General features: G+C 40.1%; 24 protein-coding genes and 1 pseudogene. 18 read left to right on the forward strand and 7 right to left on the reverse strand.

Features of this window, described 5'->3' with window-relative positions:
* Positions 1 to 341: 341 nt before the first annotated feature.
* From AC4PG0_RS12040 to AC4PG0_RS12050, 3 genes are all read right to left on the reverse strand, one after another.
* Positions 342 to 644, reverse strand: a complete 303-nt coding sequence (locus AC4PG0_RS12040) for a PTS sugar transporter subunit IIA (protein WP_003722042.1) — start codon at positions 642 to 644, stop codon at positions 342 to 344.
* Positions 645 to 680: 36 nt separating this feature from the next.
* Complete coding sequence (locus tag AC4PG0_RS12045; RefSeq protein ID WP_033533589.1) at positions 681 to 1,988, reverse strand: PTS sugar transporter subunit IIC; 1,308 nt, start codon at positions 1,986 to 1,988, stop codon at positions 681 to 683.
* Between the two features lie 136 nt (positions 1,989 to 2,124).
* Entirely contained in the window at positions 2,125 to 2,430 is a 306-nt protein-coding gene (locus AC4PG0_RS12050) for a PTS sugar transporter subunit IIB (protein WP_003739890.1), read from the reverse strand.
* Positions 2,431 to 2,684: 254 nt separating this feature from the next.
* Here AC4PG0_RS12050 and AC4PG0_RS12055 point away from each other — a divergent pair, with 254 nt between their 5' ends.
* From AC4PG0_RS12055 to AC4PG0_RS12085, 7 genes are read left to right on the forward strand one after another with little or no spacing between them, the layout of a single operon-like run.
* Entirely contained in the window at positions 2,685 to 2,774 is a 90-nt protein-coding gene (locus tag AC4PG0_RS12055) for a potassium-transporting ATPase subunit F (RefSeq protein ID WP_031649714.1), read from the forward strand.
* Positions 2,771 to 4,456 (forward strand): potassium-transporting ATPase subunit KdpA, encoded by a 1,686-nt coding sequence (gene kdpA, locus AC4PG0_RS12060; RefSeq protein ID WP_045552794.1) that lies wholly within the window; start codon positions 2,771 to 2,773, stop codon positions 4,454 to 4,456. The genes AC4PG0_RS12055 and kdpA overlap by 4 nt, the downstream gene beginning before the upstream one ends.
* A gap of 11 nt (positions 4,457 to 4,467) precedes the next feature.
* Positions 4,468 to 6,513 (forward strand): potassium-transporting ATPase subunit KdpB, encoded by a 2,046-nt coding sequence (kdpB, locus tag AC4PG0_RS12065; protein ID WP_010991396.1) that lies wholly within the window; start codon positions 4,468 to 4,470, stop codon positions 6,511 to 6,513.
* A 14-nt stretch (positions 6,514 to 6,527) separates the two neighbouring features.
* Positions 6,528 to 7,100: a potassium-transporting ATPase subunit C gene (locus tag AC4PG0_RS12070; protein WP_492167580.1), complete on the forward strand. Its 573-nt coding sequence runs from the start codon at positions 6,528 to 6,530 to the stop codon at positions 7,098 to 7,100.
* 18 nt (positions 7,101 to 7,118) lie between these two features.
* Positions 7,119 to 9,809, forward strand: coding sequence for an ATP-binding protein (locus AC4PG0_RS12075; protein ID WP_492167581.1), 2,691 nt, complete (start codon positions 7,119 to 7,121; stop codon positions 9,807 to 9,809).
* Positions 9,806 to 10,501, forward strand: a complete 696-nt coding sequence (locus AC4PG0_RS12080; protein WP_010991393.1) for a response regulator — start codon at positions 9,806 to 9,808, stop codon at positions 10,499 to 10,501. Before AC4PG0_RS12075 ends, AC4PG0_RS12080 begins: the two co-directional genes overlap by 4 nt.
* Before the next feature lie 40 nt (positions 10,502 to 10,541).
* Positions 10,542 to 11,354: an alpha/beta fold hydrolase gene (locus AC4PG0_RS12085; protein WP_003772880.1), complete on the forward strand. Its 813-nt coding sequence runs from the start codon at positions 10,542 to 10,544 to the stop codon at positions 11,352 to 11,354.
* Between the two features lies 1 nt (position 11,355).
* Here the strand turns inward: AC4PG0_RS12085 and AC4PG0_RS12090 are convergent, their stop codons facing one another.
* The 4 genes from AC4PG0_RS12090 to AC4PG0_RS12105 all read right to left on the reverse strand — a co-directional run bounded on the left by AC4PG0_RS12090 (position 11,356) and on the right by AC4PG0_RS12105 (position 14,136).
* Positions 11,356 to 12,612 carry a Y-family DNA polymerase gene (locus tag AC4PG0_RS12090; RefSeq protein ID WP_492167582.1) on the reverse strand — a complete coding sequence of 419 codons (1,257 nt, stop codon included), beginning with the start codon at positions 12,610 to 12,612 and terminating at the stop codon, positions 11,356 to 11,358.
* A gap of 12 nt (positions 12,613 to 12,624) precedes the next feature.
* Complete coding sequence (locus AC4PG0_RS12095; protein ID WP_003772882.1) at positions 12,625 to 12,966, reverse strand: hypothetical protein; 342 nt, start codon at positions 12,964 to 12,966, stop codon at positions 12,625 to 12,627.
* Between the two features lie 198 nt (positions 12,967 to 13,164).
* Positions 13,165 to 13,620, reverse strand: a complete 456-nt coding sequence (gene rpiB, locus AC4PG0_RS12100) for a ribose 5-phosphate isomerase B (RefSeq protein WP_010991390.1) — start codon at positions 13,618 to 13,620, stop codon at positions 13,165 to 13,167.
* Between the two features lie 45 nt (positions 13,621 to 13,665).
* A complete protein-coding gene (locus AC4PG0_RS12105; RefSeq protein ID WP_003739880.1) occupies positions 13,666 to 14,136 on the reverse strand; it encodes a universal stress protein in 471 nt (156 codons plus the stop codon).
* Between the two features lie 115 nt (positions 14,137 to 14,251).
* Here AC4PG0_RS12105 and AC4PG0_RS12110 point away from each other — a divergent pair.
* The 11 genes and pseudogenes from AC4PG0_RS12110 to AC4PG0_RS12160 all read left to right on the forward strand — a co-directional run.
* Positions 14,252 to 14,379 (forward strand): annotated as a pseudogene (locus AC4PG0_RS12110) (AraC family transcriptional regulator); the annotation flags it as partial.
* Positions 14,380 to 14,454: 75 nt separating this feature from the next.
* Entirely contained in the window at positions 14,455 to 14,817 is a 363-nt protein-coding gene (locus AC4PG0_RS12115) for an MmcQ/YjbR family DNA-binding protein (RefSeq protein WP_003772884.1), read from the forward strand.
* Positions 14,818 to 14,890: 73 nt separating this feature from the next.
* Positions 14,891 to 15,703 carry a putative ABC transporter permease gene (locus tag AC4PG0_RS12120; RefSeq protein ID WP_492167583.1) on the forward strand — a complete coding sequence of 271 codons (813 nt, stop codon included), beginning with the start codon at positions 14,891 to 14,893 and terminating at the stop codon, positions 15,701 to 15,703.
* Positions 15,704 to 16,072: 369 nt separating this feature from the next.
* The gene (locus AC4PG0_RS12125; RefSeq protein WP_033533579.1) at positions 16,073 to 18,142 is read left to right on the forward strand and encodes a BglG family transcription antiterminator; all 2,070 of its coding nucleotides are present in this window, start codon (positions 16,073 to 16,075) and stop codon (positions 18,140 to 18,142) included.
* A 33-nt stretch (positions 18,143 to 18,175) separates the two neighbouring features.
* Positions 18,176 to 18,640, forward strand: a complete 465-nt coding sequence (locus AC4PG0_RS12130; RefSeq protein WP_003724974.1) for a PTS sugar transporter subunit IIA — start codon at positions 18,176 to 18,178, stop codon at positions 18,638 to 18,640.
* Positions 18,641 to 18,696: 56 nt separating this feature from the next.
* Positions 18,697 to 18,978 carry a PTS sugar transporter subunit IIB gene (locus AC4PG0_RS12135; protein WP_003722023.1) on the forward strand — a complete coding sequence of 94 codons (282 nt, stop codon included), beginning with the start codon at positions 18,697 to 18,699 and terminating at the stop codon, positions 18,976 to 18,978.
* A 60-nt stretch (positions 18,979 to 19,038) separates the two neighbouring features.
* Complete coding sequence (locus tag AC4PG0_RS12140) at positions 19,039 to 20,310, forward strand: PTS galactitol transporter subunit IIC (protein ID WP_003739874.1); 1,272 nt, start codon at positions 19,039 to 19,041, stop codon at positions 20,308 to 20,310.
* Positions 20,311 to 20,346: 36 nt separating this feature from the next.
* Positions 20,347 to 21,399 (forward strand): galactitol-1-phosphate 5-dehydrogenase, encoded by a 1,053-nt coding sequence (locus tag AC4PG0_RS12145; RefSeq protein WP_003772891.1) that lies wholly within the window; start codon positions 20,347 to 20,349, stop codon positions 21,397 to 21,399.
* 1 nt (position 21,400) lies between these two features.
* Positions 21,401 to 22,432 carry a zinc-binding dehydrogenase gene (locus tag AC4PG0_RS12150; protein WP_045553821.1) on the forward strand — a complete coding sequence of 344 codons (1,032 nt, stop codon included), beginning with the start codon at positions 21,401 to 21,403 and terminating at the stop codon, positions 22,430 to 22,432.
* A 194-nt stretch (positions 22,433 to 22,626) separates the two neighbouring features.
* Entirely contained in the window at positions 22,627 to 23,067 is a 441-nt protein-coding gene (gene rpiB / locus AC4PG0_RS12155; protein WP_003764201.1) for a ribose 5-phosphate isomerase B, read from the forward strand.
* A gap of 8 nt (positions 23,068 to 23,075) precedes the next feature.
* Positions 23,076 to 23,750 carry a ribulose-phosphate 3-epimerase gene (locus AC4PG0_RS12160; RefSeq protein ID WP_492167584.1) on the forward strand — a complete coding sequence of 225 codons (675 nt, stop codon included), beginning with the start codon at positions 23,076 to 23,078 and terminating at the stop codon, positions 23,748 to 23,750.
* Positions 23,751 to 23,760: the final 10 nt, after the last annotated feature.

Below are 23,760 nucleotides of genomic sequence, written 5' to 3' on the forward strand. Positions count from 1 at the left end.
ATATGGTATAATCCTTGTGAAATAGAAAACAAACTCAGTAAGTGGAAATTAAATAATGGGAGGCAGAAGTATGTCTTGGATAACGCCGTACGTTCCAATTATAATAGAAGCTGTTTTAGTTATTGGTATTGTTTTTATAGGATTTAAGCTTTATAAAAAGTTTGGATTATCAAAGAAATAACATGAATAAAAAAGACCCCTAAAGTTAGTTCTGAAAATCTAATTCTAGGGATCTTTTTTCATATTATTAAATAAAAAGCCACATAAAAATAGAGTGGAAAAAATCCACTCTATTAATAGTTTAACTTTAGGGGGTCACTACATATATGACAACCCTGTTTTTATTTGTTCTTATAAAGGTCTACAATTTCTTTCGCTAAATCTTTGAAAGTGATTGCGTTCATTAAATGATCTTGTGCGTGAACGAGTAGAAGGGAAACTTCTGTTTTTTCGCCACGTGCTTCACCTTGTATAAGTTTTGTTTGAGAATGATGCGCTTCAAGTAGTGCTTGTTCTGCTTGGGCGATTTGTTCGTCTGCTTGAGCGAAATCCCCTTTTTTAGCGGAATCAATGGCTAACATAGCGTCACTTTTGGCATTACCACCGAACACGATCAAGCTCATAATAGTTTGCTCTAAATCCATCTGTAAACACGTCCTTAAAGTTTTGGTTTTTAAAAATTATTCAGCAGTAACGCCTTCAGCAGCAAGTGCTTCTCTTTCACGACGTAGCTCTTGGATTTGAGCGATTTTCGCGAATGGAAGGAAGATTAGGATAGATAGACCTAAGTTTACAGCTGCAAGTACGCCACCAGCGATACTTTGTGTTGCAAGTGCTCCACCGATAATTGGTGGTGTAGTCCAAGGAGTTACGATAGTACAAGCTGGTACCCAACCAATAGCTGTTGCAAAGTAAGCTACAGTTACAAGTACAAGTGGTGCCAAGATGTACGGAATGAACATAATTGGATTCAAGACGATTGGAAGACCAAACATCATTGGTTCGTTAATGTTGAAAAGACCTGGCGCTGCAGACAATTTAGAAACTGTCATGTACGCTTTGTGTTTACGAGCTACGATAAAGATAGCAATGATTAAACCGATAGTTGCCCCAGTTCCGCCTAAGTTAACGAAAGAGTCAAAGAAAGGTTTGTTAACGATGTAAGGAAGTTCTTTACCAGCTTTTAATGCGTCTTGGTTAGCAGTAATTGCTGGAATGTTGATTGTTTGCATGAACGGGTCGATAATATTCGCACCGTGTAAACCAAAGAACCAAAGGAAAGCAGAAACGAATGCCAAGAGTAATGCTGCTGGCAAGGAGTTTGCAAGACCCATGAACGGTTCTTGTACTAATTCATAGAAAGAAATTACTAAGTTAGTCACACCAGCTGCTTGGAAGAACGCAGTGATAAGACCAAAGATAGAAACAGTGATCATTGCAGGGAATAAAGCTGCGAATGAACGAGAAACTGCCGGTGGAACACCATCAGGCATTTTAATAATTAGTTTCGGGCTACCACTCAAGCGAGTGAAGATTTCAGTTGAAAGAATTGCAATAATAAGTGCTAGGAAAAGACCAGTTGATCCAAGACCACCAGTATTTGCAACGCCATCAGCACCTGGAGCAATTGCACCAATAGTGAAGAAAGTTGCTACAGAAACTACTGCGGAAGAAAGTGGATCTTTGTCATAAGATTTAGCTAAGTTGTAAGCTACTGTGAAAGCGATAAGTAATGCTAAGATAGCAAAAGTACCGTTCCAAACGTTTCCGCCAAATGCTTGCCAAGTTCCTTCACCAAATAAGTTATTCATGAATTTTTGGTAAGCTGGAATTGGGAAGTTGTTAATTAAAACGGCGAAAGACCCTAGAATCATAAGTGGCATAGTTGTAATGAAACCATCACGGATTGCTACTAAATGACGTTGTCCACCAATTTTGGCAGCGTAGGGAATGAAATATTTCTCCATAAATGCGATAAAACCATTCATTTTTTATTCTCCTTTTTTGAGGGATAAAGTAATAGCCGGGTTAAGACGAATACATAATTTCTAAAACATGGCGTTATTACTATACCTCTTTAGTTTTTTATAATTTTCAGCTAGCTAGCTGTAATTACCCTCTTTTTTACTTCATTAAATCTAATGCTTGTTCTAAAACTTTGTCGCCTTTCATCATTCCATAATCAACACTGTTAATAACAGCTAATGGAATACCTTTTGGCTCCAATTTTTTCTTCATGTTTCCTTCTAAGAAACGTACTTGTGGTCCAAGTAATAAAACATCAATTTCGTCTAAATGGTTAGCTGCTTCTGCTTCTGCAACGGCGAAGATTTTTGCTTCAAGGCCTTTTTCTGCAGCTGCTTTTTCCATTTTTGTAACTAGTAAGCTGGTAGACATACCTGCTGAACATACTAACATGATTGTTTTCATGATTATTTCCTCCTCTAGATAATTCTCTTAACACTTATTTATATATGCAAGTACCGTGCCAACTTTAAATGTGGCTATAAAAGGGTTTTCATTTTGTTTTTTGCTTACACATAGGCTTTTTTTGTGTGTAAATTTTACACACATAGAGATATTAACGGAATCTTTATGCGGAGCTTTAGAATCTTAACACTGTCTTTATGCATTTGTTGTTAGGATAAGGGGGTGGAAAGAGTACTTTGAAGGGGTGAACGGAAATGGGTGTTGTTCTAGTGATTGCTGGAATAATCGGTTTAGGGTTATTGGTATATTTATTTTATGTGTTATTTAGAGGTGAGAACTTATGAAGTATATCGTGATGCAAGATATGTTTTTTATTGTATTGTTATTAGTTTTAGCAGTACCTCTAGGAATTTATATGTATAAAGTAATGATTGGTGAAAAGGTGTTTTTATCAAGGGTACTTGAGCCAGTTGAACGATTTGGTTATCGGTTGATGGGTGTGAACGCGGCTGGGATGTCAGCGAAGCGTTATGCTGGATCTGTTCTTGCTTTTAGTGCGGTTGGTTTTATATTTGTGATGGCTGTGCTGATGTTACAAGGGTTTTTACCGCTTAATCCAGAAGGTATGAAGGGGCTTAGCTTTAGTCTTGCGTTTAATACGGCAGCGAGCTTTGTGTCGAATACGAACTGGCAAGCTTACTCTGGTGAGGCGGCTTTATCGTATTTTTCGCAGTCAATTGGCTTAACTGTACAGAATTTTGTTTCAGCGGCGACGGGGATTGCAGTGTTATTTGCGGTGATTCGTGGCTTTATATGGAAGAAACAGAAAACCGTGGGCAATTTTTGGCAAGATTTATTTAGGGTGACGCTTTATATTTTACTACCGCTTTCGCTTGTTTTGGCAATTCTTTTGGTGTCACAAGGCGTGGTGCAATCATTTGCTGATTATTCGGTGGTTGAATCGCTTGAAAATGGAGCGAAACAACTGATTCCGCTTGGTCCAGCTGCAAGTCAAATTGCGATTAAGCAACTGGGGACGAATGGTGGGGGCTTTTTCGGGGCAAATTCGGCGTTTCCTTTTGAAAATCCGTCGAGTTTTACTAATTTATTAGAGATGCTTGCGATTTTGCTTATTCCTGTGGCACTTGTTGTGATGTTTGGACGTGCGGTGAAGGACAGTAAACAAGGGCGTGCGATTATGACAGCGATGATGATTGTGTTTGTTGTTGGGGTAGTTGCGATTACGATTTCAGAACAATTCGCTGGTCCAAGTTATCAAGGTGTTACTACTTCTGGAAGTATGGAAGGTAAAGAGGTGCGTTTTGGTGTTGGAGGATCGTCGCTTTTTGCGGCTTCTACGACGGCTGCTTCAAACGGCGCTGTGAATGCGATGCACGATAGCTTGACTCCGCTCGGTGGGCTAGTTCCAATGTTCTTTATGCAGCTTGGTGAAGTTATTTTTGGCGGTGTTGGTAGCGGGCTTTATGGAATGATTGGCTTTATTATTTTGACGGTGTTTATCGCTGGGCTTTTGGTTGGGCGGACACCGGAATATTTAGGGAAGAAAATTGAACCATATGATATGAAAATGGTTTGTTTACTCATTTTAGTTCCACCGTTATTAACTTTATTTGGAACTGCGGTTGCGGTAATGATGCCGAGTGTGCAGGCTTCCGTTTCGGCGAGTGGGGCGCATGGTTTTTCTGAGGTGCTCTATGCTTTCACCTCTATGGGAAATAATAATGGTAGTGCTTTTGCTGGATTTGCGGCAGACACGACGTTTACAAATATGGTCGGCGCGGTAATGATGTTGCTAGCACGATTTATCCCGCTGATTGCGGCACTTTACTTGGCTCAAAATATGGCTGGAAAGAGTCCGGTTGCAGCAAGTAGTGGAACGTTATCGACGAAAAATGGCATGTTTATCGGTCTTTTAATTGGAGTAGTGGTGCTTGTTGGCGCACTTAGTTTCTTGCCGGCGCTTGCACTAGGACCGATTGCGGACTTCTTTACAACTTTCAAATGAGGTGAATGGAAATGATGGAAAATGGTATTTGGAAAGATGCGTTAATTCAGTCGATGAAAAAATTGTCTCCAAAACTACAAGTGAAAAATCCAGTGATGCTACTCGTATATGTTGGCGCGATTTTAGCAACAAGTCTTTATTTTCTTGGTTTTTTCGGAATTTCAGATGAGAAAGCTGGTTATACGCTCGCAATTGCGCTGATTTTATGGTTTACTGTTTTGTTTGCAAATTTTGCGGAGGCAATTGCAGAAGGGCGTGGCCGTGCTCAAGCAGACAGTTTAAAAATGGCTCGAAAAGACGTTTTAGCTCGGAAATTAAAAAATTTAGAAGATAAATCTGATGTTATAGAAGTAGCTTCGAATGATTTGAAAAAAGGGGATATAGTTTACGTGCTTGCGAATGAACAAATCCCGATGGACGGTGAAGTTATTGAAGGTGCGGCCTCTGTTGATGAAAGTGCGATAACGGGGGAATCCGCGCCGGTAATTCGCGAGTCTGGTGGCGATAGAAGCGCTGTTACAGGAGGAACTACCCTTGTTTCTGACTGGCTTGTTATTCGTGTGACGGCTGTTTCTGGGGAAAGTTTCTTAGATAAAATGATTGCGATGGTAGAAGGTGCTTCACGGAAAAAAACACCAAATGAGATTGCGCTACAAATTTTACTTGTGACACTGTCAATTATTTTCTTGGCAGTTTCAGCGACACTTTTACCATTTACCGAATTTGCGAGTAAACAAGCAGGGGCGGGATCGGCAATTTCGATTACAAATGTGATTGCTTTACTTGTTTGTTTAGCACCAACCACTATTGGCGCATTGCTTTCGTCCATTGGGATTGCTGGAATGAGCCGTTTAAATCAAGCGAATGTTTTAGCAATGAGCGGCCGGGCGATTGAGGCAGCTGGAGATGTGGATGTACTTTTACTTGATAAAACTGGAACGATTACGCTTGGAAACCGGAAAGCGAGCGAATTTTTACCGGTGGATGGGGTGACCGAACAAGAGTTAGCGGATGCGGCCCAACTATCCTCTATTGCGGATGAAACTGCAGAAGGTCGAAGCATTGTTGTATTAGCAAAAGAACGTTTCGATATTCGCGGACGAGATTTTGCGGAAATGCACGCAGAATTTGTACCTTTCACTGCAACGACACGAATGAGTGGAATCGATTATCAAGGAAACACAATTCGAAAAGGTGCGGCGGATGCAGTTCGTGCGTATGTCTCTGCAAATGGCGGTACGTACCCAAAAGAATGCGATACGATTGTAAGTAAAGTGGCTGGCGCTGGTGGAACGCCGCTTGTAGTAGTCCGAAATAACAAAGTACTAGGCGTTATTTATTTAAAAGACATCGTGAAAAATGGAGTGAAAGAACGTTTCCTTGATTTGCGAAAAATGGGTATTAAAACCATTATGATTACCGGTGATAACCCAATGACCGCAGCGGCAATTGCGGCAGAAGCTGGAGTGGATGATTTTCTAGCTGAAGCAACTCCAGAAGCAAAATTGGAATTAATTCGCGAATATCAACGAGAAGGGCATTTGGTTGCAATGACAGGAGATGGCACAAACGACGCACCAGCTCTTGCGCAAGCCGATGTTGCTGTGGCGATGAATACAGGAACGCAAGCTGCCAAAGAAGCGGGAAATATGGTGGACCTTGATTCTAGCCCAACTAAATTAATTGATATTGTTCGTATCGGAAAACAACTTTTAATGACTCGCGGAGCTTTGACTACATTTAGTGTTGCAAACGATTTGGCGAAATACTTTGCGATTATTCCTGTGCTATTTTACGGGATTTTCCCACAACTTGAAGCACTTAACTTGATGGATTTAACAAGTCCTACGAGTGCGATTTTGTCCGCGATTATTTATAACGCAGTGATTATTATTTTCTTAATTCCGTTATCTTTAAAAGGCGTGAAATATCGTGAAATGCCAGCTGGAAAATTATTAAGTCGCAATATGTTGATTTACGGTCTTGGTGGTTTAATTGCACCATTTATTGCGATTAAATTAATTGATATGCTGTTAACTGTTTTAGGAATCGTTTAAGAGGGGGAGAGAACATGAAAAGATTTATGCAAATTTGGAAGCCTGCAGTAGTGGGATTTCTACTTTTAACATTGGTATGTGGCGTGATTTATCCAGGGGTTGTCACAATTATTGCAGGTGCAGCTTTCCAGGACAAAGCAAATGGCAGTATAATAGAAGGAAAGTTAGCAGACGGGGAAACAGGAAAATATGGTTCCACCGAAATTGGCCAAACATTTACTCAGCCTGAATACTTAATCGGGCGAGCTGCGAGTGACGGGGCGGCGACTAATTTAAACCCAACTAGCGAAGAACAAAAACAATTAGTAGAAAAACGAATTACTTGGTGGCACAAACTAGATCCAGCTAACAACCGTGTTATTCCAATGGATCTTGTAACTGCATCAGCAAGTAGAGTAGATCCAGATATTTCAGAGGCAGCTGCGGCTTATCAAGTAGACCGAATTTCTAGGGAACGTGGAATTTCTACCAAAGTGGTTAAAGAAATCATTGCTGAAAACACAAGCAAGCGATTGTTAGGTTTTTGGGGTGAGCCGACCGTGAACGTATTACAAGTGAATGTGGCATTAGATAGTTTGAAAATGTAAGTAGTTGGAGGCGAGCATATGGAGACGAATCGTCCAAGTCCGGATGCGCTACTCGTGAATTTGCAAGAAGAAGCAGATTCATCAGTAGGTAAATTAAAAATATATTTTGGATTTGCAGCAGGTGTTGGGAAAACTTACGCCATGTTAAGTGACGCCAAAGATCAATTAGCAGCAGGTGTGGATGTCGTGGCGGGTTATATTGAACCTCATGCCCGTGAGGAAACTCTGAGAATGTTAGAAGGAATTCCGATTATCCCTCCTAAAGCAATCAATCATAAAAATATCGCGCTCAAAGAATTCGATTTGGACGAAGCGTTGAAACGAAAACCAGAACTTATTTTGGTAGACGAACTCGCACATACGAATGCATCAGGCGTACGCAATAAGAAACGTTTCCAAGATGTGGAAGAATTGCTTCAAGCGGGAATTGATGTGTATACGACTGTCAATGTACAACATATTGAAAGTTTAAATGATATTGTAGAAGGCATCACCAAAGTAGCTGTTCGCGAAACGATTCCTGACTATGTTTTTGATGAGGCGGACCGAGTTAAGTTAATTGATATTGAACCCGATGAACTTTTAAAACGACTAGAACAAGGCAAAATTTACCAACCAGCGCGCGCAAAAACAGCGATGCAGAACTTTTTCACTAGAGAAAATTTAAAACTCTTACGTGAAATTGCGATGCGAAAAGCGGCCGATCGAATTAGTCATGAATACGATCAAACAGGGATTTATCCAGAAAAACGGGCGAGTAGTAAATGGCTAGTCTGTATTGGATCGTCGCCTTCGTCTGCAAAACTCATTCGCTGGACAGCGCGCACTGCCGAGGCTTTCCGCGCACCGTGGACTGCCCTTTATATTGAAAATGAAGAAAATGATTACATGACTAAAACGGAGAAAAAATGTTTGCGGGAAACGATGGAACTCGCTGAACGACTTGGCGCGGAAATTGTTACCCTTGCCGGACACGACATTGCAGAAACAGTAGCTGAGTACGCCCGGTTGACTGGTGTGACAAATATCGTTGTCGGGAAATCGCGTCGCCGCATGGGTTTAAGGTCTTTATTTGAAGAGGATTTTGAGGATCGTCTCATTACGCACCTTGATAACGTCGATATGCATATTATTCCCTCAAGCCAACCGCAAACTAAAAAACGTCGAATGAAAATACGTTTTAAAAGCTTTCTATCCTGGCATGATATGGCGAAAATGATTTTACTGCTAGCATTGGCAACGGCGATTTGTGTCGGTTTAAGTGAATTCGGCATTGGTGATCAAAATGTTATTATGGTATATATTTTATCCGTGTTAATTATTTCTCGCGTAACAAGTGGCTATGTTTATGGCGTTATGGGTTCTATCATTGGCGTTATGTTATTTAATTTCTTTTTCACGACGCCACTTTATACGTTTAATACAATTCAAGCGGGCTATCCGGTGACGTTTGGAATTATGCTTTTAGTTGCTCTTATTACGAGTGCGCTAACTGTCCGAATTAAAACGCAAGCTAGCCTAGCCGTTGAGCGAGAACGTCGAACCGAAGTGCTTTATGAAATCAATAAGCGGCTATTAGTTACCCGCAATTTAAAAGGAATTATTGATTTAACCAACGAATATATTTTGCATTTATTTAGCCGCTCCGTTATTTTTTATTCTGCGGATCCTGCTAAAAGTAATAAAGGGATTTTCGTACAAGCAGAAGGAAAAGAAGATGCCAGTGCGCTTCTTAGTGCGGATGAAGAAGCTGTCGCGCATTGGGTATTTAAAAATAAAAAGCGGGCGGGTGCTGGGACGGATACGCTAATGGGGGCATTTGGTTATTATATGCCAGTGATGTCACAAGGAAAAGTGCTTGGTGTGATTGGCGTTTCTTGCTCCCCAGAAGATGGTCCACTTACACAAGATAATCGGATCTTTTTACGAATGATTAGCTCTCAAGTGGCACTAGCTCTAGAACGGCAATATTTATCCGAAGAACAACGCCAAATCGTCATCGAATCTGCAAAAGAAAAAATGAGAAGCAATTTACTTCGGGCGATTTCGCATGATTTAAGAACACCGCTCACTGGTATTGTTGGAGCAAGTTCTGCCTTACTTGAAAAAGAAACTGAGTTAGATAAAGAAACGGAACATAATTTAATTAAAGGTATTAAAGATGACTCTGGCTGGCTCATTCGGATGGTTGAGAATTTACTTTCTGTGACGAGAATTAGTGAAGGATTGGTGAGTTTGGAACGAGCTCCAGAAGCCGTAGAAGAAATTGTTGGTGAGGCTGTCGGTCGAATCAAAAAACGTTTCGCAGACCGAACAATCCATGTCAAAGTACCGCGCGACCTTCTTATGGTTCCGATGGATGGCACGTTAATTGAGCAAGTCCTTATTAATTTAATGGAAAATGCGTTGCGACATGGTGGATCTGATGCGGAAGTTTGGGTGAACGTGACGAAAACGAAGAAAAGTGCGATTTTTAGTGTGCGTGATAACGGAAAAGGCATTCCAGAAAATCGCTTGCCAGATTTATTTGATACTTTTGCTGTGGAAGCGAGAGAACGTTCGGATATGTCACGCGGATTAGGACTTGGTTTATCGATTTGTATGTCGATTATTCGAGCGCATGACGGGACTTTAGAAGCGAAAAACAACGAATATGGTGGGGCGACATTCTGGTTCACTTTGCCACTAGACGGAGGAGATGGAAAATGAACAGCAAACGACTTGTGCTAATTGTGGAAGATGAAGAAGGCATTAGCAATTTTATTTCAGCTGTTTTGACGGCGAGCGATTATGCGGTGATTAAAGCAGTGAACGGCAAAGAAGCGCTAGAACAGACGGCTAGCCATTCGCCGGATGTAGTGTTGCTTGACCTAGGTTTGCCAGATGTGGAAGGACTAGACGTGCTTCGGGATATTCGCGTTTGGTCAAAAGTGCCGATTATTGTCGTATCCGCGCGCGATCATGAACGAGAAAAAGTAACTGCACTTGACCTTGGCGCAGATGATTATATCACGAAACCATTCGGCACATCGGAACTACTGGCACGCATTCGAACTGCCCTTAGACACATTCAACCGAGCAGTAAAGAAGCGCCAAATGACCATATTATTCGCATTCAAGACCTGTATATTGATGACGACCGCCGACTTGTCAAAATGGGCGACATGGAAATTCACTTTACGCCGATTGAATATAAAATTTTGCTCCTATTAGCACGTCACGCTGGAAAAGTCCTCACGCATGACTTTATTATCCGAGAAATTTGGGGACCTTATTCAAGTGAAAATCAAGCACTTCGGGTCAATATGAGTAATATCAGGCGTAAAATCGAACAAAATCCTGCTGAACCTGCCTATATTTTGACAGAAGTAGGGGTTGGGTACCGGATGGCAGAAGAATAATAATATGTTATGATAAAAATAAACGCCAGGAGGAATTAACATGCATAAAACAATCCGTAGCGTAGACGTTTATTATGAAAAATATGGTGAAGGAATACCAATAATAATGATTCATGGCTTTGCACCTGATTCGCAGCTGATGATTGGTTGTATGGAGCCAGTCTTTGATAAGGAAAGTCCATTCTCGCGCATTTATTTGGATTTACCAGGAATGGGAAAAACCGAGAATTACGACTCAATTCAAAATGCTGACCATGTACTCACTCTTTTACTAGAATTTATTGAAGCTGTAATTCCGGGCGAGCAATTTGTACTCGCCGGAGAATCGTATGGTGGTTATTTAGCTCGCGGAATCGCAGCGAAAATGCCAGATAGAGTACTTGGAGTCTTACTTATTTGTCCAGTCATTTATCCTGAAAAGGAAAGAAGAACTTTACCCGAACAAAAAGTCATGTACCAAGATGATACGTTTGTACGGTCGCTATCCAAAGAAGACCGAGCGTACTTTTCAAAAAGTGGCGTTATTTTAACAGCAAGAAACTGGAATCGTTTCTTGGCGGAAGTGATGGCGGGAATGATTAATGCAGATGGAGAATTTTTAGACCGATTATCCGCGAATTATGCGCTTAGCTTTGATCCAGATGAAAAAACGCAATTCGATGTACCGGGATTATTCTTGTTTGGCCGTCAAGATGATCACGTGGGATACGCAGACGGGCTTACATTGCTTGAAAAATATCCACATGCTTCTTTTGCTATTCTTGACTTTGCGGGACATAATTTACAAATTGAACAACCAAAAATATTTACAACAATGGTAGAGGATTTCTTGTTCCGCGTGAAACCAGAATAAGTTAACCTTTGTGACCACCAACCATTTCAGAACGTTTTAATCCAGTCGCTCCATTTAGTAAACTGCTCGCATGCATAAGTGATTTAAAACCATAGCGAGTGCGAATTTTATCGACAGTTACTTCTAATTGCTCGTGATTTAATGTGCGGGTGGCATCTTCAAATAGATTGAGTTGCAGCCCGGTTTTTAAAGTGAGTTTACCACACGAAATCGCAATGGAGCGCACGGGTTCTCGTTCATCATAACGTCTGAATAGTTGCAGGAAATAAGGAATAAGAGCATGACTACTACTGGTAGAAGGGATTTTAGCTTGATGGCTGAATCCTTTTTTTATGCTGTATTTACTGTAGCCGATACTTAAATGAATAACCTCCGTATCCACATGGTTTTGGCGCAAACGCATTGCTACTTCCTCGACCATTTCGCGGATGACAATCTCTACTTCGGCCGGCACATGATAGTCTTTTTCAAGGATTTGGCTTTTTCCGTAGCTTTTACTAACAGGAACATATTTTTCGTTTAAAAGGCTGTAATCAATTCCGTGTGCGTGATAGTAAAGCTGTTCACCAACAACTCCCATTACGTTTTTTAATACTTGCGGCGGAGTTTGACTGAGTTGATACATATTGAAAATCCCCATTTTTTGTAGTCGAATGGCAGTCCTCCGACCAATCCCGCATACATCATCCAAATGTCTGATTTTCCAAATGGTCTCGGGAACATCTTCATAGCGCCATTCAGCGATGCCGTCATCCCGGTTTTTGGCCACATTATCGAGCGCGAGTTTGGCAAGAAGAGGGTTGTCGCCAATACCAACCGTGACATACAGCCGCAATTCCTCTAAAATATCACGCTGGATTTTGCGAACAATTTCTTCCGTGCTACCGAATAACAGGTGCGATCCGGTGATGTCTAAAAAACATTCATCAATACTATAAACATGAATAAACTCAGCGGGAACATAACGTCTGAAAATAGCTTGAATCATTGCGTTTACTTTTAAATATAGTTTCATTCGCGGTGGTGCGATAATAATGCGCTTATCCCAAGTCGGGAGTTCATACATTCTTGAGCCAGTTTTAATGTGGTGTTCTTGTTTCATTTTTGGCGTTGCAGCTAAAACAAGGCCACCAGCCCGGTCGGCGTTACTCATTACTACTAAATAAGCTTCAAGTGGATTCAGCCGACGTTTAACACACTCAACCGAGGCGAAAAAACGATTTAATATCGATGCACAAAATATCACGGCGCGGCGCACGGCTATAATCTTCTACTTGTACCATTTGTCGACACTCCTTTCTTCTACGTTTCGAATAGCAGAGAAGGAAAGCGGGACAGTGCCCTCAGAGTTTTTAATGTAAATGGTGTTGTTCTCCACGCCTGAAATACGACCAATAATATCATTTTCAGGAGCAGATTCTGGGTTTAATGGCTTTTTCTGGATAACAAGCGTAGACTGATGTGTCATCGCGCTAGCTAGCACGCTTTCGATAAATTCTGTAGTCATAGCTTCTTTCCATACTAAAGTTGGTTCAGCGTCTTGCATTGCTTCTGTATGCTCGCTTAATAAAAAACCGCCCCATTTCTTCATGCCGCGATCTTGATAGCTCATATGATGACACCTCCAATATTTTCAAATAATTAGCTGTTACTTAAATATATTATACGAACAAACGTTCTTGTTTACAATGTGTAAATATCCTCATTTATGCTAGCAAAACGGGAATAAATTACTATTTGTGAACTATTAATAAAGTGGACATAAAAAAAGACCAAGCCTATAAAATTAGACTTGGTCGTTATTATTATTTTAAGCGTGGCTATCTTCGTATGCTGTGATTTGCCCAACACGATTTGCGTGTCTGCCGCCTTCATACGCTGTTTCTAACCAAATTTTGACAATATCTTCTGCTAGTCCCGGACCTATGACTCTCGCTCCAAGTGCAAGGACATTTGTATCATTATGTTCGCGCGTTGCATGGGCGCTAAATGTATCGCCAACAAGTGCGCAACGAATACCTTTTACTTTATTGGCTGCGATACTCATACCAATACCTGTGCCACAAACTAAAATCCCGCGGTCGACTTCATTATTCACGACTTTTTCACTGACCGTAATTGCGAGCCCCGGGTAATCCACTGATTCTGGTGCTTCGGGTCCGAATTCTTCATAACTAATTCCAACGCTTTCAAGATAAGAAATAATACTTTTGCGTAACTCAATTCCGCCATGGTCTGAAGCAATGGCAACTTTACTAACTGTCATTTTTTCTCCTCCTGCCGTATAATCAATACCTTCATTATACATGAATTAGAGTTTTTCGACAGTCTTTCTGTTACGCCATGGTTTTGCATGAACAATAATTACGTCGCATGGTGCATGAGCGGCCGTATATTCAGAAACACTACCAAGAATAAATTGCTCTGTTGCTGAAAGTCCAGTTGCACCAACTAAAATTAAATCGGGTTCAAAATTTCGCGTTATTTTTTTATTAAAGGTAGTTTTTGGTGTACCAAAGTGAACAAAAGTTTCTACATGCGTGACACCAGCTTTTTCGGCCTCTTTTTTGTACATTTCAACTAATTCTTCTCCGTATGCTTTGGCTTTTTTTGCATAGGTTTGTTCATAATCAATTAGTGGTGCAATTCGGCGTACATCGGCAACAAAACCAATACCGAGAGTGGCACCATCCATTTTGGCAAATTGAACAGCTCGTCTTAGTGCGGCTTCCGCTTCGTTTGATCCATCAACACCAACAAGAATCCGTTTGTAAGCAGACATTTTGTATCACCCTCTCAAAAGTTTTCCTCTTATTTACTTAATACCCATAAATAAAAGAAAGAAGCATGATTGAAGATAAAAATTTGTGGTACTATGAGAAAAAGGAGGTTTCTTTATGGCAAAGCTAGAAACGTTTTATCCCATTGTAGCTACATCAAAGCGTGCTGGCTATAAAGAATATCTACCGAGTGTGCAGATGATAGAAATTTCCCGGGAAATAATTTAGTAGTTCCTGATTTATGTAATGCAACAAAATGTCGCATATATACAATGAAAAACGAACATGCTTTGTTAAAATAACAATATGGAGGGCTTACAATGATTAATGAATTTGCTTGGGTACGGGAGGAAATCAGTGGCCTTAAAGGAGTCCAGTATTCTTTTAAAGAAGAATGGGGAGCGGAGCGCTATCATGTTTTGGATCAGCTAATGGCAATGCGTGGAACGAATAAAGAAGGACAGCCCATTTTAACCTTGAAGTGCGATGCCGAAAAAAGTGAGCAACTTCGCGCAGAAAATCCAGCCATCGTTTCCGGTTATTACATGAATAAACGAGTTTGGATTTCTGTTTTATTGGAAGAAGAACGAGATAAAGACTTGATTCGCGCATTAATTCAGCATGCGTACTCAGAAGCGAAGAATAAGTTGCCAAAATATAAACAAGCGGAACTTTTTGACTAATTTAGTTAAGAAGTTCTTATTTCTGTTATAATGAAATTGATTGTGAAAAAGAAAACAAAAAGGGGATGAAAAGATGGACATTAATATGTTTATTCTATATTTCTTTATTTATTCTGTTTTAGGGTGGGCTTGGGAGGAAGTTTTTTGCTCGATTTCAGAGAAAAAGTTAGTGTATCGTGGTTTTCTTTATGGACCATATTGTCCCATTTACGGGTTTGGGGTAACGACTGTTTTAATGATGATTTTACCATTTCAAAACAATTTATGGGCTTTATTCATTTTTTCGATGATTATTTGTACAGTGATTGAATACATAACCGCAACGATTTTGGAAGCAATGTTCCATACAACGTGGTGGGATTATCATAATTGGCCGCTCAATGTAAAAGGTCGAATTTGCTTGCCGATTTCGATTTTTTGGGGATTTGCTTGTATTATCGTTGTACGCTTCTTGCATCCACTTGTCACCGAATTCGCGGACTGGGTTTTAAGCTGGGGAGGCTGGATTATTCCTGCTCTCATCGTGGTTCTTATGCTTATTGATACGATAAAATCTGTCACAAGTATGCTATCATTCCAAAAAGCACTTGCCGAATTTAATGAAAAACTAACTGCCCAAGCAAATGAACTAAAAGCAAGCGTAAAAGAACGGGCGAAAGAATTTGAAGAAGGACTTTTGAAAAAACAAGAAAATGTCGATATGAAAATTGCTGAAATGGAAGCAAAAAGAAAACAAGACAAAGAACTTGCTGCTAGTATGCGTAAACTTAAATTTAATGAGCGAAGAATGCTAAAATCTTTCCCTAAAATGAAATTGAAACGCGCAGCACCATTTAAAAACTTCAATAAAAGTATTCTCAGAGTCGATAAACAAAAAAGAAAATAAAGCTATGGATTATGACGCAAATGGTAAAATTTATCATTTGCGTCTTTTTTTGTGCTATTTTTTACGAAACGTATAGAAAGAATAGACCATCTTTTGTATGATTAAGAAGAAAGAGCTCCTCGCAAAACTCCATTACTTGATTCTCATTTTTGTTTCAAAGCAGATTTCGCACGTCATAAAAAAGTTTGCCAAATAGATGATAGGGCAAGCTTTGAAGGCAATAATTAATCATTTATAAATAGCGGGCTTGTTAAAAAAGTCACAAGTAAAGCCCAATGATGTACATTCTTTCCGCAAGTTATTGGGATGAAAGCGTGTACATTTTTATTAGAATTAGATTTATAATTAAAACGAACAGGAGGGAACGACATGTATTTGGATGAGAGAAGTAATTCACTTTTAAAAGAACTTTTACGACATCCTGACACATCGAGTACAAACTTACAAGCCAAATTCGGTTTAACTCGAAGACAAGTCGACTATAGTTTCCAAAAAATTAACAACTGGCTAGAAGAACAGACTTACCCGAAGATTCATCGTGCCGCAAATGGTCGATTTATCGTAGAACCTGACCTGTTTCAAATCATTGGTGAGGAAGATGGCGAAAAAACAGATTGGTACATCCCATCAGAAAAGGAACGCGCCAGTCTAATCATCCTCATGCTAACAACAGGAAGTGAAGAGTTATCCCTTAATCACTTTATAAGCGAGCTGGAGGTGAGCAAGAACACCGTATTACGAGACTTGAAGCTGGTACAAAAGACACTTGAAAAATTCAACCTCGAAGTTAAATATTCGCGGATGCGTGGCTATTTAATTGACGGGGATGAATGGAATCAGCGGACAGCACTCATTTATGCGGCAGAACACATCATAGAAAGTTTTGGCGGCGAAGAGTATTTACAGGATTTTATGCAAGTGGACGAAGCGAGAATTAAAGAGCTTCGGGAAAAATTGGAACAAGTCGAGCATCATCTGAATTTGCATTTTATTGACAATAAAATGCAAATACTGCCTTACATTTTAGAAGCTGTTTTTCGGCGGATGAAGAAGGGGCAAACAATTACGACATCTTTCCTGATTGACTACAATGAATTGTCAGATACTCGGGAATACGGAGCAGCAGAGATTTTTATTGAAGAAGAGCCGAATATGCCAGAAGCAGAGCGAATGTACATCACATTACAACTTTTAACTTCCAATGTACTTCCGAAACAATATTTGAAATCGGAGGAAACGCACAAGTTAAGGCTGGCACTGGAACAAGTTCTAAGTGAATTTGAGAAAAAGGCTTGTATTCAACTAGTAGACAAAGAATCGTTACTTGAAAAATTATTTGCACATATTAAACCTGCGTATTATCGGATTAAGTATCATCTTACAACAGATTACAGCATTTTAGACAAGATTGATCAAGAATTCCAAGCCGTGCATTACATCGTGAAAGAGTCGTTAGCACCATTAGAACGTTTTATTGGTAGCAAAGTTCCTGAAAATGAAAGTATATTTATTACCCTTTTCATTGGAGGACATTTAATCGAATCCACGGAGAAATTACAAACGAGACTAAAAGCAGTCGTGGTTTGTCCGAACGGATTGTCGATTTCGAGATTGATGGAAAAAACATTACGAAGCCTTTTCCCGGAAATATTTTTCTATCAAGCGATGTCGATTCGAGAATTTGAACAAACAAAGTTAGGCTATGACATTGTATTTTCCGCAGTGCCACTTTCGACCGATAAGAAATTTTTCCTAATTAATCAATTGATGGATGGAAAAGAGCGACTCGAGCTTAGGCGCCGGGTGATGCGGTCGGTTTACTTAGTGGATGAGGTGAATATCAGCGTCGATCAATTAATGAAAACTATTTCCAAATTTGCTGATATTAAAGATGCTGCCCGTCTTGAAAAAGTGCTAGCAGACTATTTAATGCCAGTTCCAGAAGAAAACACATCGAAACACGAAGGTAAAAGCTCACTCGCAGATTTGCTTGAAGTAACGCGAATCACACGCAAGAAATCAGTAAAAGACTGGCATGAAGCAATTTATCATGCGGCTTTACCGTTACTTTCCGCGGGAGTGGTTGAGCCAGCCTACGTGGATGAAATGAAACGGCAATATCCGGCACCGATTATGAACATCATTCTCCGTAATACGATAGCTATCCCTCATGCTGAAACGGAAAAAGGAGTAAATAGCCTCGGAATGAGCTTGCTTTATCTAGAAGAAGGCCTGCCCCTTGAAGGCGGTAAAGAGCTACATTTTATCGTTGTCATTGCAGCCGTAGATAAAAACGCTCACTTCACAGCTTTACTGCAATTGATGGAATTATCGGAGAACAAAAAAGAACTGAAAAAACTTGCGGATGCCAGAAACACAGAAGAAATGCACCAAATAATTAAAAACTTCACGGACTTGGAAACAAAAAAGACAATGTAGAGAAGTCAGAAAGAATTACAGGAGGATTTCGTAATGGATTTAGTACAATTTTTGAAAAAAGGAATGGTTTGGGTTCAATCGGATATCGAGAAACAAGAGGACCTATTCCAAATGGTCGCAGAAAGTGGAAAGTCTGAAGGGTATGTAACGGATGACTTTTTAACAAGACTAACAGACCGTGAACAAACCTTTCCAACGGGGCTAAAATTAGATGGATACGGCGTGGCATTACCGCACACGGATCCAGAATGCGTTACGGAACAATTTATCGCCGTAATCACTGTGAAAGATGGCATTCCATTTAAATTAATGGAAGATGCTGGTCAAACGGTTGAAGCGAATTTGATTTTCGTACTCGGACTAAATGAACCTCACAGCCAGCTCGCGGTACTTCAGCAATTGATGGGGACGATTCAGGATAAAGACAATGTAGCCGCATTACTCAGAGCGAAAGATGAAGACGAAGTAAAACAAATTTTAGAAACAATTACCGTTTAAAAAAACAGGAAAATTAGCCGCGGGAAATCGCAGCAATTAATTAGGAGGAATTTATCATGGGACAATTTAAAATTTTGGTAGCTTGTGGAGCAGGAATTGCAACATCAACAGTAGTAACGGACAGAGTAGAACGTTTGGTAAAAGAAAACAATGTGGATGCAGAGGTAAAACAAATTAAAATCTCAGAAGCAGCATCCATGCAAGACGGAGCAGATTTAATCGTATCAACAACTATTTTACCAACAACTTACAAAATCCCAGCTATTATTGCAACTTCTTATATCACTGGTATGGGTATGGAAGAATTAGACGAAGAAATACTTGCGCACCTTAAATAAAGGCTGCGCAAGGGAGTTTAACATTTATCATTAAACAGAGAAAAAAGGAGGAAATATTAAATGGATACACTTCTGTCAGGAGTACAGTATGTTTTAAACTTGGGGCCTACAGTTATTTTGCCTATTATGATTTTCTTTATTGCATTAATTTTCCGAGTACCAGCAAAGAAAGCGCTTCGTTCAGCGATTACGATTGGTATCGGGTTTGTAGGTATTAACCTTGTTATTAGTTTACTATCTAATAACTTAGGTCCGGCAGCGCAACAAATGGTTGAGCGTTTTGGACTGAATTTAACAATTATTGACGCAGGTTGGCCAGCAGCAGCCGCGGCTTCATGGGCTTCTCCAGTTGCAGCGATTTTAATTCCAATCTGTTTGGTAGTCAACTTAGCACTTATTTTCTTCAAAGTTACGAAAACACTCGATATTGATATTTGGAACTACTGGCACTTTATCGCAGCAGGTGCGACTGGTTATATCGTAACTGGTGGTAACTGGTGGTTCGCGATTCTTTGTGCGATCATCTATGAAGTTGCTGTTCTTTGGATGGCAGACAGAACACAACCTATGGTAGAAGAATTTTACGGCTTAAAAGGGATTTCCTTACCAACAGGTTCCACAGCAGCATTCGGTTTCATCGGTATTCCAGTTGGTTGGCTAATCGCTAAAATTCCTGGTATTAAAAACATCCACGTTGACCCAGAAACTATTCAAAAACGTTTCGGTATTTTCGGGGAACCAATGATGATGGGTCTTATTCTAGGTATTGCAATCGGTATTCTTGCAGGCTATGACGTTGGGGCAGTTGCACAACTTGGTATGTCCATGGGTGCGGTAATGTTCTTAATGCCTCGTATGGTTAAAATTTTAATGGAAGGTTTAATTCCAATTTCAGAATCCGCTCGTGATTTCATGAAATCTCGTTTCAAAGGCCGCGAACTTTATATCGGGCTTGATGCAGCACTTTCAATCGGTCACCCAGCGAATATTTCTACTGGTTTAATCCTTGTTCCAATCACTCTTTTCTTAGCTGTTATCATTCCTGGTAACAAAGTACTTCCTTTTGGTGACTTGGCAACTATTCCATTCTACGTATCATTCGTAGTAGCATCTCGTAAAGGTAACATTCTTCACTCTGTTTTAGCTGGAACTGTAGTTATTGCACTAGCGCTTCTTATGGCAACTGACTTCGGTCTTGTTCATACAGAAATGATGAAAGGTGTTTACGAATTCCCTAAAGGAGCAACACAAGTTAGTACACTTGATATGGGTGGTAACTTCTTTAACTGGGCTATTCTTAAATTCTCTCAAGCTTGGGCAGCTATTTTCTAAGTTTTGTCTTAATGATATAGAAGAGGTGATAGTAACATGAGAGCAGCTGTGTTATACGAGAATAATGTAATAAAAGCAGAACAAATTGATGAAGCGACTTGTGGGAAAGATCAAGTTCGTGTTGAAGTAAAAGCAGTCGGCATCTGTGGATCGGATATTCATAAAATGCAGACTCGCTGGAAATACCCACTGCCTGCTGTAATGGGACATGAATTCGCAGGTGTAGTTACAGAAATTGGTAGCGAAGTAACAAATGTAGCTATCGGTGACCGTGTTGCAGGGATTCCGCTTGAGCCTTGTATGGAATGTAATTATTGTAAAGCAGGAGACTTCGCACTATGCGACAACTACCGGATGGTGGGATCACATTTCCACGGCGGATTTGCTGAAAATGTCGTAATGAAAGCAGACAATGTCATTTCTATCGGTGACCTTGATTTTGAAGAAGGCGCAATGATTGAACCACTTGCTGTATCAATGCACGGGGTACTTGGTATTCAGCCGAGACTTGGCGATACGGTCATTGTCTTCGGGATTGGAACCATCGGAATCTTGGTTGTACAATGCTTACTTCTTGCAGGCGTGAAAGATATTATCGCCGTCGACATCAGTGATAAAAAGTTAGCAGATGCGCGGGAATTTGGTTGTAAATATACCATTAATCCTAAAAATGAAGACTTAAAAGAACGCGTTTTTGCTTATACAAATGGTCTTGGAGCTGATATCGCGCTCGAGTGTGCTGGTTCAAAAATAACGCAAGAACAATGCCTTCTTGTAACGAAGAAAAAAGGTAAAGTTGGTTACTTAGGAATCGCCTACGCAGATGTACTTTTACACGAAGAAGCTTTTGAAAATATTTTTAGACGTGAACTTACGCTTAAAGGTTTTTGGAATTCTTACTCAGCACCATTTCCAGGTGAGGAGTGGCGTACGTCGATTGAATTCGTAAAACAAGGTCGAATTAAGCTGAAACCACTAATTTCGCATCGTTATAAGCTAGAGGAAACGAAAGAAGCTTTTGATATGATTCTTTCCAGAGAGCATGATTATAACAAAGTGATGATATTGCCGCAGAAAGGTGACGATTAATTTGAAAGCAGTAGTAAAAACAAACCCCGGATATGATCAAATGGAGCTAAGAGATGTAGAAGAACCACAAGTCTATGGCGACAAAGTAAAAATCAAAGTAGCTTTTACTGGTATTTGCGGATCAGACATCCATACGTTTAAAGGTGAATACAAAAATCCAACAACTCCCGTTACACTGGGACATGAATTTTCTGGTGTTGTTGTAGAAGTTGGGCCAGATGTAACGAGTATCAAAGTGGGAGACCGTGTCACAAGTGAAACGACTTTTGAAACTTGTGGAGAATGTATTTATTGTAAGGAACGTGATTACAATTTATGTAGCAATCGTCGCGGCATTGGTACGCAAGCAAATGGTAGTTTTGCAGAATTTGTTTTATCTCGCGAGGAAAGTTGCCATGTGCTTGATGAACGGATTTCACTTGAAGCGGCAGCACTAACAGAACCGCTTGCATGTTGTGTGCATTCAGCGCTTGAAAAAACAACGATTCGTCCAGATGACACAGTACTTGTTTTCGGACCAGGTCCAATTGGTTTGTTACTAGCTCAAGTTGTGAAAGCGCAAGGGGCAACGGTGATTATGGCAGGAATTACCAAAGATAGCGACCGCTTACGTCTAGCAAAAGAACTTGGAATGGACCGGATTGTCGATACTTTAAAAGAAGACTTGGCTGAAGTTGTGCTCGGCATGACAGATGGTTACGGAGCGGAACGCGTATTTGATTGTTCCGGCGCAGTACCCGCAGTGAACCAAGGATTACCTCTAACGAAGAAAAAAGGCGATTTTATTCAAGTAGGACTTTTTGCAGAAAAGAAAAATGCGATTGACGAAGAATCCATTATCCAACGTGAAATTGCTTATATCGGTAGCCGTTCTCAAAAACCATCTTCATGGATTTTAGCGCTCGACTTACTTGCTAATGGCAAAATCAATACGGATAAAATGATTACTAAAGTATACGGTTTGGATGACTGGCGCGAGGCTTTCGAGGCAGTTATGGCAGGAAATGAAATTAAAGTATTAGTGAAATCTTAATAATGGAGGATGGGCTGTATGAAAAAACATCAAAAAAAGGATAACCGTGCAAACGAATCCAAAGCTTCTCGGGCTCAGATGTTTTACAGTAGTCATCCTTAGAAATGAGCCGAGAACATATTCGCGTATGTTCTCGGTTCCATTTCATTATAAGACGTTAAAAGAAAAAAATCTATTAATGAAGGTGAAATTAAATGAAATTAACAATTGGTTGCGACCACGGCGGACGTAGACTAAAAGATGCCATTGTGAAACATTTACGTGAAAAAGATATTGAAGTTGTTGATATTGGAACATATACAGACGAAAGTGTCGATTTTCCGTCTTATGCGGAAGAGGTCGCGAATCAAGTAGTAAGCGGACAAGCTGATCTTGGGATTTTGTGCTGTGGAACTGGAATTGGTATGAGTATTGCTGCGAATAAAGTTGATGGAATTCGTGCTGCGGTTGTTTCGGATACTTTTTCAGCGCGTGCCACTCGTGAACATAATAATAGCAATGTTCTCTGCCTAGGCGAACGTGTTATCGGCGAAGGATTAGCACTTTTACTTGTTGATACTTGGCTTGAGGCGTCTTTTGCAGGAGATCGTCATAAACGTCGCTTGGATAAAATTACTGAACTTGAAAGAAAGTGAGGATGAAAATGAGGAAAATAGCCGCTTCAATTATGTGTGCAGACCAACTACATTTAGGTGAAGAGCTCCGGCGCCTCGAATCTGCTGGTGTGGAACTACTACACTGCGATGTGATGGATGGTATATATGTGAATAATCTAGCACTAGGTCCAGAATATTTGGAAATAGTACGAAATAACACAGAAATCCCCTTAGACATACATTTGGCTACGATTACCCCACTTAAATATATTGACATGTACGCCACTGCGAAACCTGAATATATCTCGTTTCATGTGGAAGTAGCAGAAGATGTGTCAGAAGTAATCCAGAAAATCCGTTCTTACAATATTAAACCATCGATCGCGATAAATCCGGAAACCCCTATTGAAGCCATTTATCCGTATTTAGATGAGGTCGAAATGGTGTTAATGATGACGGTAAATCCAGGTTTTGCAGGGCAAAAATTCCAAACAGATGTATTACCAAAACTGCATGATTTAAAAGCAAAACTAGAAGGAAAATTGCATGCACCACTTATCGAAGTAGACGGCAATATTAATAAAGAAACAGTAGGCTTGATGCGAGATTGTCTACCAGATATTTATGTACTAGGCACATCCGCGTTATTTCATGATCGAGATAAAACGAGTTATGCAGAAAGACTAGTGCACATTTGGTCAGACGTAGAAAAACATGTGTAATAAAGCACAA

Source organism: Listeria sp. MAN/IMW/UF464 (assembly GCF_058683955.1).